This window comes from Pontiella desulfatans (genome assembly GCF_900890425.1).
Lineage (GTDB): Bacteria > Verrucomicrobiota > Kiritimatiellia > Kiritimatiellales > Pontiellaceae > Pontiella > Pontiella desulfatans.
Genome location: NZ_CAAHFG010000001.1, coordinates 3,125,080 through 3,141,366, shown reverse-complemented (window position 1 = coordinate 3,141,366; position 16,287 = coordinate 3,125,080). Strand labels below are relative to the sequence as shown.

8 protein-coding genes are annotated in these 16,287 nt (G+C 55.1%); 5 read left to right on the top strand and 3 right to left on the bottom strand.

The window, feature by feature from the left end:
- Positions 1-146: 146 nt before the first annotated feature.
- From E9954_RS10945 to E9954_RS10935, 3 genes are all read right to left on the bottom strand, one after another.
- Positions 147-1,670, bottom strand: a complete 1,524-nt coding sequence (locus E9954_RS10945; protein ID WP_136079207.1) for an MFS transporter — start codon at positions 1,668-1,670, stop codon at positions 147-149.
- Between the two features lie 76 nt (positions 1,671-1,746).
- Positions 1,747-2,883: a GntR family transcriptional regulator gene (locus tag E9954_RS10940; protein ID WP_136079206.1), complete on the bottom strand. Its 1,137-nt coding sequence runs from the start codon at positions 2,881-2,883 to the stop codon at positions 1,747-1,749.
- A 57-nt stretch (positions 2,884-2,940) separates the two neighbouring features.
- A complete protein-coding gene (locus E9954_RS10935; protein ID WP_136079205.1) occupies positions 2,941-4,722 on the bottom strand; it encodes a beta-galactosidase in 1,782 nt (593 codons plus the stop codon).
- A gap of 308 nt (positions 4,723-5,030) precedes the next feature.
- Between E9954_RS10935 and E9954_RS10930 the strand changes: the two genes are divergently transcribed.
- From E9954_RS10930 to E9954_RS10910, 5 genes are all read left to right on the top strand, one after another.
- The gene (locus E9954_RS10930; protein ID WP_136079204.1) at positions 5,031-7,784 is read left to right on the top strand and encodes a dockerin type I repeat-containing protein; all 2,754 of its coding nucleotides are present in this window, start codon (positions 5,031-5,033) and stop codon (positions 7,782-7,784) included.
- Positions 7,785-7,859: 75 nt separating this feature from the next.
- On the top strand, positions 7,860-8,150 hold the full coding sequence (locus tag E9954_RS10925; protein ID WP_136079203.1) for a hypothetical protein: 291 nt from the start codon (positions 7,860-7,862) through the stop codon (positions 8,148-8,150).
- 2 nt (positions 8,151-8,152) lie between these two features.
- Positions 8,153-8,572, top strand: a complete 420-nt coding sequence (locus E9954_RS10920) for a hypothetical protein (protein WP_136079202.1) — start codon at positions 8,153-8,155, stop codon at positions 8,570-8,572.
- Between the two features lie 113 nt (positions 8,573-8,685).
- Positions 8,686-12,549 carry a sulfatase-like hydrolase/transferase gene (locus tag E9954_RS10915; protein ID WP_168442167.1) on the top strand — a complete coding sequence of 1,288 codons (3,864 nt, stop codon included), beginning with the start codon at positions 8,686-8,688 and terminating at the stop codon, positions 12,547-12,549.
- 48 nt (positions 12,550-12,597) lie between these two features.
- Positions 12,598-16,281 (top strand): dockerin type I repeat-containing protein, encoded by a 3,684-nt coding sequence (locus tag E9954_RS10910; RefSeq protein WP_136079200.1) that lies wholly within the window; start codon positions 12,598-12,600, stop codon positions 16,279-16,281.
- Positions 16,282-16,287 lie beyond the last annotated feature (6 nt).

Here is a 16,287-nt window from a genome sequence, read left to right as displayed (position 1 = left end):
CTTTATAAACTTGGTGGCGATTCAGTAGGGAGACGCAGTTCAACTCCCGTCAGCGGAGTCTCAATTGGGGTTGAGGACGTCTCAATTCTACATGTAATCAGGTCGACTGGTGCATTACCTGGATCGACCTGAATGATTCTTTGCGATTATGCGTTTGCGTGGCGTTCAGCCAGCTGCTCTTTCACGCGTTCGGCATCCTTTTCGGTGAAGGGGTAGCGGAAGACGAAGAAGCCGCCGATGAGGGTGAAGATGGAGGGCAGCAGGGTGAACAGCATCCGCATGTTGAACACCGCTTCCGGGGTCTGCACATTGGCGCTGTCGACAATCCCTGCAACGTTGATGAGCCATCCGCTGGCGGCCATGGCGATGGTGACGCCGACTTTGAGCAACCAGGCGGAGGTGGCGCTGTACATACCTTCACGACGCGTACCCGTTTCGAGATCATCCCGGTCGCAAATGTCGGCGTACATGGAAGGAAGAATGGTCCAGACCAGGATCAGGCCGGGGTAGATGAGGATGGAGAGCCAGACTTGCAGGAAGGGGTTTTGCGGAACAAAGAAAAACCATTTTATGAGCTGCCCGATGACGATCAGGGCGATTCCGCCGATGAGCGTTTGTTTTTTTCCAAAGCGGCTGGCACACCAGGAGATGATCGGTACGGCCACCAAGCTTGCGATCGCACCGACAGTCCCCCCCCAGCCCATGATGTGGGATGCGGCTTCCTTTGCTTCATCAATGGGGAGGTCGCCGTACACAAAGAACACATTGATATAGTAGCCCATGCCGCCGACCATCACGACGCCGCCACAGAACAGCGCCGTAAAGACGCACAGTCCGACAAAGTGCTTGTTTTTAAAGGTATATTTGGCTGATTTCAGGAAGGAGACCTTCGGAGCCGCTTTCTTGACGGTGTGCGATTCGTTACAGAAAAACGCGGACATAATTGCGGTGAGGATCATGATGGCGCCCACGATGATCCCAACGGTGCGGACGCCGATGACCTCGTTCGGAATGCTTTCGCTATAGGTTTGCCCGGAGAAAAATGTTGCTATTTCGGGCAAGTTCAATACCTCGGTCACCTTTAACGCCCAAGCAGACATATTGGAAAAATCGCCTTTAGCGATTTTTCCGAAGAAGATGGCCAGCGGCATGATCCATGGAATAATAAAGGCCGCGCCAGTGGCGAACATGCTACGCGTGGCTTGTACGCTGTTGCGCTCCTGCACGTCCGGGGTCAGGTCGAGTCCGAGCGCCATCCATGGAATGTTCCACATGGTGAAAAAGGTGAAGAAAAGCAGGCTCATCGCAATAAACCACGCCAGCAATCCGGCTTCGCTCCACGATGTGTTGGGCATCCAGAGCATGGCAAAGGTGAGGCCCACCCCGATACCGCCGAGCAGGATGTAGGGGCGCCGGCGGCCCCAGCGCGAGCGGGTGTTGTCGCTGATATGCCCCATCAGTGGGTCGGCGATAGCGTCCCAGATGCGGGGCAGGGCCAATGCGATCCCGATCCAGGTGGCTTTCACGCCCAGGCCGAGCGAAAAAATCGGCATAGCAAGCAACATTAGGGCGTTGACCATGTCGTTGGTGAGGCCACCCAGTCCCCAGGCAATCTTTTTGGGAAGCGATACGCAGTGAGCAGGCTTGGTAGGTTTTTCGTCTGAATTCATGGCAATCTCTTTAAATGAAAATCTGTAATATTGTTATACGTCAATTCCCTAACGTCAGTAGTGGGAAGGTTTTCTCTTATCTGGATGGCGCGCTCAGCGTCTCTCCTTCAACAAAGAAGGGGGCGGCGAGCATCGTGCTGAGCTTCCATCTGCGGTCGATCATCTGCCGGCGCAGGAACTGGATACAGAGGCCGATTTCATGCTCCGGTGAAAACCCGATGCCGGAGAGCATTTTTCCATTCGGCATGGGGTAATCGGACGTCGGGTTGGCGGATACAACACTGATCTTTTCAGGTACATCGCGTTTGAGGAGCTGCAAAGCGCTGATCAGCTGTTCGGAGCGGCCGAGCGACATGCTCAGGAAACAGGTCGTTCCGTTAGTTTTATCAAGCGCCTTGGTGAGTCCGGCGGTGTCGCGCAGGCTGGTCTCAGAAAGAGTATCCAGCAGGTTTTCATGCGGCTCCAGGCCCGCCTCACGAATGGCGGCCCGGTAGCCGCGGATATAGCATTCCTTAACATACGGGGTCAGGATCGGACAGGGAACAAGGCTGATGTGTTTATGTCCTTCTGCTATGGTTTCATTGGTCAGGTGATAAAAGGCTGCTTCATAGTCGCTGGCGATGCAAGGGGCGCAGCGGTGGTCGGGTTCGCACCAGAACACCAGTGGAATCCGGTCGGGATCCAGGGTCGATTGCAGTGGCCGGTGAAACGGGAAGAGGGAGATGATTCCCTTTACCTTTTCATCGAACAGATAACCGGCTTTGTTGAGGTCTTCGTGGTTGTCCTTAGCGCTGACATAGACCACTTTGGTCTGGTAGTTGACGGCTTCGGCCTGTTTCATGAAGGCGTGAACCAGTTTTTGTTCAAAGGCGAGGAAATCGAGTTCCCGCTCGTTTTCCGAGTCGGCCAGCAGCAGGATGCCGATGGTTCCGATCGGTGTGCGGCCTTCGGGAGCCATGGAGGCCAAATAGACGCCGGAGCGGTTTTCCTGCCGCAAATAGCCTTCCGCACCGAGGCGCTCGATGGCCTGCTGCACCGGCATGCGGCTGACTTCGCATTCGCTGGCAAGGGTCATCATGCTGGGCATCTTTTCATCGATTCTCCATCGTCCCGCATGGATTTCCTCGCGGAGGATGTCGTAAATCTGGTCGGCGAGCAGCAGGTGCCCCGACTCGCGCGTAACGGGATGTCCAAACAGTCTGGTAATTTTCATGTTCCGGAATCTGTCATATGAAATCGCCGTATTCAATGACAAAATTCCGGATGCGTCTCAGGTATTTAGTTGAGGGGTTGTGGTGAATAGATCTGTCTCACCGGGGTCGAGGGTGATGGAGCCGCCTGTTTTCCCGGAGAAGCAGCCTTTCCATGTGCCGTTCAGGGTTGCTGTTGCGGTTTCTTTCTCGATGTTCTGCAGGGCAATGAAGGCGGGAGCGTCATTTCGGTAAAGGACGTCGAACTGCACGCCGGGATCGGCCTTGATTGTTGGCGGTGATGCAATGCCGGTTTTTTCCAAAACCCGGGCGAGGAGGGCATTCGCGCCTTGCGGACTTTGTTCCAGCGCGCCGCCGAGGTTGGTGCCGCAGTAGATGACCGTGCCGCTGCCGATGGAGCGGGTGGCGATGACGGTTTTTCCGTCGTGCGTGGCCAGTGGCGTCCAGTCACCGTTGGTCAGCTCGGCAAAGGTGTCGGAGCCGAGCAACGTTTCACCGCTGTTAAACTGAATCGGGAAATAGAGTCCGCCGCTTTCTTCGCCAAGCGCCTTGGCAACATCGGGATTGATTCCACCGGCCATATGCTCGCCGACGGCGTCGCTCAGATGGAGCGATGCGCAGCTGTCGGTTTCGTGCAGGTTCCATTTTGCGGCGAGTCCGCATCCGGGCACGGACCGTTCGTGGCGGCCGGCGGTTTCGTTCCAGGCGCCGAGGTGGGCTTCGCACAGCAGGGTGCCGCCGGCGCGTACCCACTGGTCGAGCGCGTTGGCTTCCGCTTCGCTCAGGCAGTAGCACGCTGGCATCACAAGCAGGCGAATGCCGTCGAGCGCACCCTGTTTGAGCAGGATGTCGTTGATGTTGATCGTGGCGATGTTGTGTTTGCGGAACCAGACGCGGTAGCCCTCGACGTGGTCGGCAAGACGGCTGAGGTCGCCGCGCGCGCAAAATTCAAAGAGCTCGTTGCGGGTGCTTTTCCAGATGGCAACCTGTGCAGGTTCCGGTTTGCATTCGGTCAGTTGCTGCATGATGGGCGCGAGCGCTTCGCCGAACTGATGCACGGCGCGGGTGACCGGGCGGTCGGAGCCGTCGGGCCGAACGAGCCCCCAGGCAGGCGCTTCGGTGCCGAGCACTTCCGGGCGATATTGCCAGAAGAGGAAGCCTTTCACGCCGGTGCCGATTTGCGGCAGCAGGTCGCTGAGCACATCGCCGAGTTCGAGCGGTTTCTGATGGAGTGAAATCTGACCGGCGTTGAGATGGCTTTCGACGTTGTAGCAGGTTTTGCCGCGCCCGGCGGAGATCAGCTGGTTGGGCCAGATGGGTCCGCCGTTGGAGGTGGAGGCAAACAGGTCGCACGGTTCCGCCATGGCAAAGTCGTCCACACCGGTAACGGAATTGAAGATGCGCATGGTGTTGGGTACCACGTGCAGGTAGGCGGGGTGGTTGGGATCGTTGGCCCTGACGCAATCTAGGCGCGCCTGGGCTTCGCGCTCCATGACACCGAGCTGGTAGCGGCGGAAGTCGATAAAATCCTTGATGGTTTGCGCGTTGCGCGGTGCTTCGACCTCGTCCCAGCTTTCGTAGCAGCGGCCCCAGACGGTGTTGAGCGCCTGGATGGTGCCGTATTTGGTTTTCAGCTCTTTGATAAATCCGGCCAGGCAGTGCGGGCAGAAACAGGTGAGTTTGTCGGGGGTCGGTGCGCGGTTTACAAAATTCTGCTCCGGCTCGTTCCAGGCATCCCACATGCCCATGGCCGGGTGCTCGGCATAGCGCTTGACGGTGGTTTCGAGAAAGTGCATGCGCGCCTGTTTGGCTTCCGGATGGTTCAGGTAGGGGTGGAGCACAGTAGTGTAATTGCAATTGCCAAAATATGTCGCATATCTGCTCCTTTGAAGGTTTGGGGGCGCTGTGTTCGTTTATTTATGGAAGACAGTAATATGGGCGTCTGTCAATGGTGTTCCGGCAATTTAATGGGTTAATGGGGGGGGTAATAGTGTGGTGCCGGGTGTTGAAAAATTAAATTAGCCATTGCGCACGCCTGTTAGAAATGATAGATAGTAATTAACATGCGAGAAAGGCTATGTGTTGAATGGTAGGGAAGGTCGGCGGATCTCGCTCCAAATAGATGAAGGTTAACGTAAGGAGAGGATAGATGAGGAAAGCATTGAAATGGATGATGATGGCTGTGTTGTTCGCGGTTGGCGCGCAGGCGGAAGTCGTGGTGAGTAATACAACATGGACGGGTGCGCTCGCGGGGTGGAATGCCTATGCGGTTAATATCACTCCGGCTCCGACGAATGATCTGGGTGGAGGTACCTATGACGGGGTGTTTTTTGATGTGGGGGCGCCAACGTCAGCGCATCGCTCGAATATCTATAAGGAACCCGGCTACGGGCGGAATACGGCGATGGGGCCGAATGACCTGAACTATTTTGATACGCCATTGAACATTCAATGGGAGTTTTCAGACCTGAGTGGAGATCCCGGATCGAAAAACACTTCGGCCTATTTGGGGATCTTTGATAACGACAACCGCAACAAATACTATTACGGAAAGGGGAATGACGGGTTGCTGTTTTCTATTACCCGTAAATATTGGGCAGCGGGGACGAATGACTATTATTATCTCCAAATTATGCATACGACTGCGGAAGCAGGTCCCGTCGAGTTGTTAAAACAGAATTTTACGCTTCCTTCCGGAACCAACGAGGTTGATCTCGTTGCTCCGACCGGGCTGGAAATTGAGTTGGACGGAACTGGTGCGGATATCAGCTACAGCATTACCGTTTCCGGAACCACCTTTGCCGGCGGCGACACGACCATCACCGGCAACCTTGCGGCCATTGCGGAAACGAATTACAACGTGTTTGCGCTGGCAATCGGGGCCTGCAATGTGGGTGCGGTAGACGGCGGCCCCTCCTTTGTTACGGATTCGATTATTGTTGAAAGCGTTCCGGCCCCGGTGGAGGATGCGGTGGTCAACGACGATACCTGGACGGGGGCGCTCGCGGGGTGGAATTCGGCAGGCACAACGCTGGATCCGGTGGCAACGAACCTCGTTGCGGCGGATACCTATGACGGCGTGTTTATTGATGTGGGTTCAGCCGTGACATCCCAGCGTTCCTACATTTATAAGGAACCCGGCTATGGACAGAATACCGGCATGGGAACGAATGAACTGAACTATTTTCAGGGGCCTTTGAGCATCCAGTGGGAATTCTCTGACCTAGCGGGGGATCCGGGTGCAAAGGTGACGTCGGCGTATCTGGCGCTGTTTGATGATGCGAGTCGCACTAAATATTTCCCGGGCAACAATAACGATGGCTTTTCATTTTCGGTCAGCCGTAAGCATTTAGCTTCGCGGACGAATGATTATTATTATCTGCAGATTCATCGCATCTATGGGGACGGGTCAACTCAGCCCCAGTTGATCTCCAAGCATAATTTCACCCTTCCGAACGGCACCAATGAAGTCGATCTCATTGCTCCGACCGGGCTGGATATTGAGCTGGATGGAACAAGCGGAACGAATGTGAGCTATAGCGTGACTGTTTCCGGGACAACCTTCGGCGGCGCATCAACAATCAGCGGAAGCACCACGAATATTTTGGAATCCGACTACAGCAATTTTGTGCTGGCGATCGGGGCTTACAACACGGGTGCCGTCAATGACGGGCTATCCTATATCCTGGATTCCATTGTAGTCCAAAAGCAGCTGGAAGAAGTGGCTCCGTTCGATGTCATTTCCGGCCCGAACTTTATGCCCAACGGCGATCTGACTCAGCTTTCGGGGATGACCCCGCCCGGTGAAAACAAATACAATGTGCAGGGATCCTTCGGCGATTATTCAGGACTCTGGGGGAAAACAGCAACCGTGGATGGCTGGTCTCCCTATTACGACGACCCGGACGGACTCACGACGAACATTGGAGCTCCGCACACGGACGATGGCGGACTGCTGGGCGGAACCTTCTATCTCGATACGCACATTACCACGGACGGTGAATTGACCCTGAACTCATCCATGAATTACCTCAATGGCATGAAACAGGAGAATTTCCTCAGTCAGGTGAATTCGAATGCGACCTACGAGCTGCGTATTGATGTGGTGCAGAAGGATGGCGGTACTGACCAGTCTTCGGCCACGTTTACTGCTGCTCTCACGGCTGGTGCAGACGCGACCAACACGGCCAATGCGGTTTCCGGATCGTTGATGTCGATTGCGGCAAGCACGCTGCCGACCGCTGAAGGAACGTTCCAGACGGCCTCGATAAGCGGTGCCGACCTGCTGGCGGCGCAGGCGCTCGGGCAGGTGAACGTGATCTTCGATCATGTCAACACCGAGGCCATTGTCGATTATCCGGGCGGAACGCCCGATCCGACGGATGCGAATCAGGTTTCGCAGTTGAAGGTCTATGAGGTCGCTCTGGTGATCACGGTTCCCGAAGCCGGGGATGTCAACAAAGACGGCGTCATCGATGCCGCCGACCTCGCGCTGGCGGAAACCTATCTGGCGGGCGACGGCGGCGATTCGGCCACCAACCGTCAGGATATCCTGATCGGACAAGGCAGTACACCCGCCGAAGCGCTGGCTACACTCAACCTGACGGACTTCGATGTGGATGGCGACGGCTATTTTGATGCCGACGATGTGACCGCTCTCGAAGCGTTGTTGGTGCCTGATCCGGTGATGGTTCAAGTTGATCTCATTGCGGGCACGCTGGATTTCGCGTGGAACAGCAACGACGGAAAAACCTATGACCTGCATTCGTGCAGTTCCTTGACGCTCAATGATTGGGATGCTCATGGAAGTTTCACGAACATTGCGGCGACTTTGCCGACGAACAGCCTCAACGGAGTGGCGACCGACGGTCTGGCTCGTTTCTTCCGGATCATTGAAAAATAGCTTCCGTCTGTTTCCATCCTCAATGTGGCGGGGAAAACCGCCGCATTGAGTTTTTTTATATATAGGAGGCATATCATGAAACGTGCGATTTTGACCGCGCGGTTGAGCCTGGTTGTGTTGATCAGTGTGGTATTTATGGCGGTCAGCTATGGCCAGACCGCCGTGCCGGATCATGCCCATGTTTCCTACGGATCAGGGTCGGAGGAATGGCTGAATATCTATCAGGCGACGAACTCAGGCCCAAACCCAGTCCTTAAAGTAGGACAGCGCTTCCAGCCTGTCCACCGCGGCTCGGCGATGCAAATGCAGACAGGCTGGAAGCACTGTCCTACGTTACTTAACTGCCATGGAAACTGCTTAACTTAAAAATGAATCATCCACTTCAACATACGTTTTCCCGGTTCTCTGTTCTTCTGGCCTGCCTTTTGGGCATTGCTTCTGTTGCATTTGGCGAAGGACACATGCAGGTGACGGTCTGTCCGCGCCTGACACCAGCCGCCTTGGGTGAAACGAATTTTGTCGAGCAGGTGGAAGACCTGTTTATCAATCAGACGAATGAATGGGATGATGTCTTGTCTCAAATTTCGCATTTCAAGTTCTACTCCACGCCGGTTACCTGGCTGAAGAACAATGAACCCGCTCTTGCCGCGATGGGTAAGGCGTTTGCGGTTGAGGTGGGGATTCGTAAAGGACACGAAAATACCGAGGATAACATATTTGATCCGATCACTGCGGCTGGCGGGACGGTCGATTTTGTCATCATGAAAGATAGTTCCAGCTGGCGATAGTAGAAAAACAAGACATCCATTGACAAAAATACGCTGCCGTATTATAGATAGTAATAAGCAGGGCATGGGCTTTCGGTTGAGGCATGTGCGTCATATCGGCGCAGGAGAGAGGAATGGAAATGCTGAGTGAAATTAAATTGAAAAGCCGCCTTGCAGTCATCTCCACGATAGCGGTGCTCCTTTCGGGAACCAGTTTGGCTGATGTTTTTGACATAACCATGTACGGGGCTACACCGGATGATGGCACGAATGATACGGTCGGCATCCAGGCGGCGCTCGATGCGGCGGATGCCCTGGCCGGCGTGGATGAGGTGTATCTTCCGCCCGGTGATTACTGGGTGGATACACTGAAAATCGGGAATGATACCATCTTTCGTGGCGATGGCAGTTCGGTTACCCGTCTACAGGCGAATGATTATCGACCGAATGGATCCAATATTCTCAAGAACAAAAGCAAGCAGTCCGGCAACGAGAATATCACCATCCGGCAGGTATGTTTTGACGGGCGGAGATCGAGCCAGACCAATGACTATCTCCACTCGGTAAACATGCAAAATGTGGTCGGGCTGCTGGTGGAGGATTGTGCGTTCGAAAATTCAAAGAACATCGGCTGCGTGGTGCAGGGGACACAGGTGGAGGATTGCCAGACCGAAATCCTGAACTGCACCTCAACCGGCAATGAACTTGGCTTTTATGCGCAGTCGCGCGATGGGTTGATCGACAGCTTAAACGGCATCGTCTACAGCAACTGTGTATCCAGTGCTGATCGCTGGGGGTTCGATGTCTATCTGGCCAGTAACGTGCTTTTCATGGCCTGCGAAGCCAACAGCGCTTCAAACGGGCATGGTTCGGGTTTTACATCGGATTCCTGCACTGATCTCAACTATTTCGATTGTCTGGCGGAAGGCAATGAAAAGCGCGGCTTTGCCGTGTTCATTAATAATAACAATCTGCGTCAGCCTTGCGACATTACCTTTTCCAACTGCGTTTCACGCGGGAATGGGCAGAACGGTTTTGAAATCGCCAACGCCTACGATGTGACCCTGACCGATATTCAGAGTTATGAAAACGGGGAGTACGGCATCGTTGCTCTGAGCAGTTTCCGTTACGACCGGCTGAGTACCGGCCATCTGATCGAAAATTCCACGATTGTTTCCAATGGACTGGACGGGATATTTCTGCGGGGGATTCAGGATTCTGAAATCCGCTCCAATACCATTACTGATAACGGTCTGGATCCGGCAGACGATGCGTCCGGTATTCTGATAGCCAACGGTACCTATCTCGTGCCGGATATGCCGTCCACCAATATTATAATTCGCAACAACATCATTGGCGGTGCAGAGCAGGACTATGGCGTTGAATCGATCGGTTTGACCGATGGGATCACGCTTCAGAATAACGACCTGGACGGAAACCTGATCGCGCCCTACAGCCTGGTAGGTTCAAATAATACGATTATCAGTTCTCCGAATATCGTGGTGATCATGGCCGACGATATGGGTTGGCGTGATCTCGGTTGTTTCGGCAGCACCTTCTACGAAACACCGCATATTGATCAGCTCTGCTCCGAGGGCATCGCCTTTACCGATGCCTATGCTTCCGCGCCGCTCTGCTCCGCCAGTCGTGCGGCCATGCTCACCGGCTGGGCGCCCGCGCGCCAGCACATCACCGGCGTACCGCCGGCCACACGTTCGGACCCCGAGTTTAATTATACGAACTGGACCGATCCGGCGGTGATGAAAAATTCCAAACCTTATCCGGTCACCATTCCGCAGCAACAGGAGCAGTTGCCGCTCTCAAGCATCACCATTGCCGAGCGCCTCAAAGAGGCAGGCTACGCCACCGGGTTTTTCGGCAAGTGGCACCTCGGGCCGGACGCCGACAAGATGGCCAGCCAGCAGGGTTTCGATGTTGCCAAGGCCGACCATCATCTGGGTTTCCCGAAAAGCTATTTTTCACCCTACCAGAATCCGCATCTGACCGACGGGCCGACCGGCGAGCAGCTCACCGACCGCCTGGCCGCCGAGGCCTGTACGTTTATCAGCAATAATGTCGCCGCCTCCACTCCGTTCTTCTGCTATGTGCCCACCTTCGCGGTGCATGGCCCCTATGAGGCGAAGCAGGCCTACATCGACTACTTCACCGGCACACGCGATGAGACCAATGCCCAGAACTTTGCGATCTATGCCGGCATGGTCAAGAGCCTCGACGATGCGGTGGGAACCATCGTCGCCGAGCTCAAGGCGCAGGGCGTCTACGAAAACACCATCATCATCTTCACCTCCGACAACGGCGGCATCCGGATGGATGCGCCCGACAAAACGGACGGAAATAAGATCGTCACCTCCATGCGTCCGCTGCGCGGTGCAAAGACCTCCACCTACGAGGGCGGGCTGCGCATTCCGACCATCGTCCGCTGGCCGGGGGTTGCTCCGCGCGAGTCCGATGAAGTCATTGTGACCCACGATATTTATCCGACGCTGCTGGATGCCGCCGGTCTGGAACAACTGCCGGGCAACCCGCTCGACGGCATTAACCTCAAGCCCTACATCACCGATCAAACCCCGACGGGGCGCGATTTTGTTACTTGGTTCTTCCCGCACTACACCCTGATCGGTCAGCCGGAGTGGAACCGCAGCGGCGCCGTTATCCGGAAAGGAAAATGGAAGCTTCGCCACTTCTGGGATGGAACGGATAATCCGGTGCAGCCCTGGGCTAACGAACTCTACGACCTCGATGCCGACATCGGCGAAACCACCAACCTGGCCGATCAATATCCCGAAAAAGTCTCCGAACTTGAAGCCCTGCTGCTGGCTGAGCTGACCGCACAGAACGCGCATGTTCCGGTACCTAACACAACGAACTACGATGAAGCGCGCTGGTTCTCCTATTGGGACGAGCAAAAGGCGGCGAAGGAATATCTGTGGAGCACCCAGCAGGGCACGCCCCTGATGTGGCTTTCCGACTATGAACTGATGGACGGCTTTAACTGGCATGCCGCCGACTGGAAGGATATCAACGGCGTTCCCGCTTGGCAGGTCTATACCAATGGAGGCATGCCCGTTCCGTTCCGCATGGACGCTGCGGGTGGGACGATGGATTACCGTCACCCGGTTCGGGATGGTTATCGTTATGCCGTCATGGCAACCGAATCATTGACCGATCCCCATTGGCAGGAAGTGTCCGCCGACGTTTCTTCGAGTAACGGTTTTAAAAATATCACGCTGCCGGTCGGCGGCGATATGAACCGGTTTTATTCGATCTGGGAAACCCTCGGCGGGCAGACCAATGTGATTTGGAGCGAAAGCTTCGGCGAGGCATCCCTCAATACCAACTGGACGGCATATACACAGGGGAGCGGTGCCAGTGTGATCCAGACCGGCGGGCAACTCGTATTGGATGCCAGCATCACCAATAAGAGCGCTCAGGCCGCTCTTAACACGACCACCGATCAGACGGGAACCATGACAACATTCGTCGGAGAGAAGCTCTACAACTTCTACGACCACCCGGTTATTGCGCGTTTCGATATTGCCTCGATCAGCGGCACCAACGGCACCGGGAAGAGCGAGTTCTTTTTCTCGATCGGCGATGATGCCGTCGGAAAATATCAGCCGCAGGGTAACGCACTCGATGATGGCATCGGGTTCCGATTGGAACAGGCGGGAAGTCCCGGTGCATGGCGCATTGTCTATCAGGCGCTGGAGGGAGCAAGTGCCAGCGGGGGAACCGTCGCCAACCTCAGTGGCATTCCCAGTGCAATCACATATGTGATGGATGGAGCGCAGGCCACTATTCTGTTGGAGGACTCAACAGACACATCGAACGGCAGCTCGGAAGTAACCGTAACGCTGGAGGATTATTCTGCCAATATTACGGGCTATACGCTGGCCTTCGGTGTGTTTAATCTTGGAAACGTAGATACCAAAACCGTCGCCACACTCGATGCGGTTTCCATCGAGGTCACGGAGTAGGGGAGAGCACGTACCGCAGGCGTCTCGCCTGCATCCATGTTTTGAGAGATGATGAAAAGTATATTCAAGTGGATGGTTATCGGGTTGGCTCTTGCGGGCAATGCATTGTTCGCAGCGGAGCCTATGCAGATTACCGTCTGTCCTCGCCTGACACCTAACGCCCTGGGAGAAACGAATTTTGTCCGGCAGGTGGAAGAGCTGTTTATCCATCAGTTGGATGAGTGGAGTGCTGTGCTGGAGAATATCTCCCATTTCAAGTTCTATTCCACGCCCGTCGTTTGGCTGAACAAGCGTGAACCCGCGCTGCTGAGCCAGTCGGTGGCGAATCTGGCCGCGATGGGCAAGGACTTTGCGGTCGAGGTGGGGATTCGGAAAGGACACGAAAGTACCGAAGAGGGCATACTTGATCCGATCACTGCGGCTGGCGGGACGGTTGACTTTATCATCACGGACAATGTCTTCGTTAAATCGCAGTTTAAAGCGAGCACGACCAATATTTATAACTGGACCTATGAGGACGCCGTAACCAACTACGCCACGTATGTGGCCGGGATTAAAGAAAATTATCCGGATCTGAAAGTGGGGATCCTTGAAGCCGCGTTTCGCTTCCATTGGGAGGATCAGGCGATCTTCCCCGCAGAAGATCCGTCGAAGGACTATGGCGACTTGAAAACGATTCTCGTCGACGTCATCGCGGCCTGTGATGCGCTGGGGACAAAGATCGATATCTTCCAACCCGAATATTCCTATGAACGGATTGTGAACACAGAGAACGGGTGGGCAAAGCTCCAGGCCATGGAAGCGTTCTGCGAACAGCAGGGGCTGGAGTTCTACTTCCTGTTTAATGATCACACCGGCGGAAACACCTCCGATCAACTCTTCCATGAAAACGTGATGAACTGCCTGCGGGAGGTCAAAGCGAACGGGCTGACGCCGGCGTTGGGAACAGTTCAGTCCTGGTACGACCATCCCGTTGCAATCCTGCCCGAGGATCAGCCCTATACCTTCATGTATCTGGCAAACGCGTTTATTCGGGAAAGTGTGTCGACCTGGACGTGGTCGGGCACCGAGTTTGCTGAGTGGGATTTCAATTCAACCACACTGGATCCGGTGGGAACCAATCTTGTTGCATCCTCCAATATCTATGACAGCGTGCTGATTGATGTGGGCACCGGAACCGGATCGCACCGCTCGTTCATCTTTAAAGAGCCGGGTTATGGAAAAAACGGCGCAATGGATGTTAATGAGCTGAACTATTTTGATAACGGCTTAAGCATCCAGTGGGATCTGCACGACCTGACCGGCAACACGGCCGATGGTGGCTCTACGATGGCGTACCTGATGCTTTCGGATAACAACAACCGCGCCCGCTACTATCCGGGCAAGGATAACAACGGTCTATCTTTCTCGATTACCCGCAAGTTTGCGTCATCGCTGACGAATGATTATTATTTCCTGGAGATCCATCGCCTTTCGGATGATGGCGCTACCGCGCCGCAGCAGATCCTGAAGCAGAATCTGGCGTTACCATCGGGAGGCAGCGCGCCCGTCGCGCCGACCGGGCTGAATATCACGCTGGATGGAACCGGTACCGATGTGAGCTACAGCATTTCTGTTTCCGGGACGACGTTTGTGGGCGGCTTAACGCAGGTCAGCGGAAGTATCACAAATATTGTGGAGGCGGATTACAGCAACTTTGTGCTGGCGGTCGGCGCGTACAACAGCGGCGCGGTCAACGAAGGGGCGTCCTATGTGCTGGATGCTGTTGTGACCGACCCGCTTCCGGCAGACACGGCGGAGGTGGTTGTCCACGCTGAGAACTGGAACGGGGCGCTCGCGGGATGGAACGTGTATGCGTCTACCGCCGGGCAGCAACCGGTTGCAACCAACAGCATCGGGGCCGATACTTATGACGGGGTCTTTTTCGATGTAGGCAATATTACGAACGCCCAGCGCTCGTATATGTACAAGGAACCCGGTTATGGGCAGAACAGCGGCATGGGAGCCGATGAGCTGAACTATTTTGAAAAGCCGCTCGATATTCAGTGGGACCTTTCAGAGCTGGCGGGTGACCCCGGTTCTAAAGCGACTTCGACCTATCTGGGGCTGTTTGATACTAACAACCGGAATAAATATTATTACGGCAAGGGGAACAACGGACTCGTGTTTTCCATCAACCGGAAGTATTGGGCGGGGGGAACGAACGATTACTACTACCTGGAGATTATGCACACGACGTCGGCGGCAGGCCCGGTTCGGTTGCTGAAGCACAACTTTACGCTGCCTTCCGGAACGAATGAGACCGACCTCGTTGCTCCGACCGGACTGGATATTATGCTGGACGGTACCGGTGGGAATGTGAGCTACAGTGTAACGGTTTCCGGCACCACTTTCGCCGGCGGCGACAGGGAGATCAGCGGAAGTTTTACTAATATTGTGGAAACGGATTACAGTGCGTTCGCGTTGGCGATCGGAGCATGCAACGTGGGAGTGGGGGTTGTAGATGCTCCTTCCTTTATCACCGATTCCATCGTGATCGAGGCACTTCCGATTTCTGCACTGCCGTTTGATGTCATTGTCGGCCCGAACCTGATTCCCAACGGCAGCTTCGGCCAGCTTTCGAATATGACCCCGCCCGGTGAAGACAAATACAATGTGGCAGGTTCCTTCGGCGACTATTCGGGGCTCTGGGGAAAAACGGCGGACGTGGTTGGCTGGTCGCCTTACCATGCCGACCCGGACGGGCTTACCGGGCATATCGGAGCTCCATATACGGATGACGGCGGCCTGCTGGGCGGAACGTTCTATCTCGATACGCATATTGCCTCGGACGGTGAATTGACCCTGAATTCTTCCATGAATTATCGCAATGGCATGAAGCAGGAAAACATTCTCGGCCAGGTCAGCCCTGGTGCGACCTACGAACTGCGTGTTGATGTGGCGCAGCCCAATTCCAATACCGATCAGTCTTCGGCCACCTTTACGGCTGCGCTCACTGCCGGTGCTGATGCAAGCAATACCGCCCAGGCGGTTGCCGGTTCGTTGATGTCCATTGCGGCGGATACGCTGCCGGACGCTGCGGGAACCTACCAGACCGCCACCATCAGCGGGGCCGACCTGCTGGCCGCTCAGGCGCCGATCCATGTGATCATCGATCATGTCAACACCGAAGCCATCGTCGATTATCCCGGCGGAACACCGAATCCGACGAATGTGACTCAGGTGTCGCAGCTGAAAGTCTATGAAGTGGCGCTGGTCATCACGGTTCCGGAAGCCGGAGACGTCAACAAAGACGGCGTCATCGATGCGGCCGACCTGGCATTGGCTAATACCTATCTTGCAGGAGACGGCGGTGAAACAGCCACCAACCGGCAGGCGGTTCTGATCGCTCAGGGCAGTACGCCGGTCGAGGCGCTGACTGCCCTCAACCTGACCGACTTCGATGTCAACGGCGATGGCTATTTTGATGCCGGTGATGTGACTGCTCTCGAAGCGCTGCTCGTGCCCGATCCGGTGGCGGTTCAGGTTGAGTTCAGTGCGGGCATGCTGAACTTTGTATGGAACAGCAACGATGGAAAAACCTATGACCTCGAGTCCTGCGATAATCTGTCATTTACCAATTGGACCCCGCATGGAAGCCATACGAATATGTCGGCGGCTGAGCTGACCAACACCATCATAGGCGTATCGGCCGACGATCCGGTACGGTTCTTCCGTATCATCGAAAAATAAAAAGGT

Bases quoted from the DNA above. Each gene is read 5' to 3' on its own strand.
- E9954_RS10930 (WP_136079204.1), top strand. From the start codon at position 5,031: ATGAGGAAAGCATTGAAATGGATGATGATGGCTGTGTTGTTCGCGGTT.
- E9954_RS10945 (WP_136079207.1), bottom strand. From the start codon at position 1,670: ATGAATTCAGACGAAAAACCTACCAAGCCTGCTCACTGCGTATCGCTT.
- E9954_RS10920 (WP_136079202.1), top strand. From the start codon at position 8,153: ATGAATCATCCACTTCAACATACGTTTTCCCGGTTCTCTGTTCTTCTG.
- E9954_RS10915 (WP_168442167.1), top strand. From the start codon at position 8,686: ATGGAAATGCTGAGTGAAATTAAATTGAAAAGCCGCCTTGCAGTCATC.
- E9954_RS10910 (WP_136079200.1), top strand. From the start codon at position 12,598: ATGATGAAAAGTATATTCAAGTGGATGGTTATCGGGTTGGCTCTTGCG.
- E9954_RS10925 (WP_136079203.1), top strand. From the start codon at position 7,860: ATGAAACGTGCGATTTTGACCGCGCGGTTGAGCCTGGTTGTGTTGATC.
- E9954_RS10940 (WP_136079206.1), bottom strand. From the start codon at position 2,883: ATGAAAATTACCAGACTGTTTGGACATCCCGTTACGCGCGAGTCGGGG.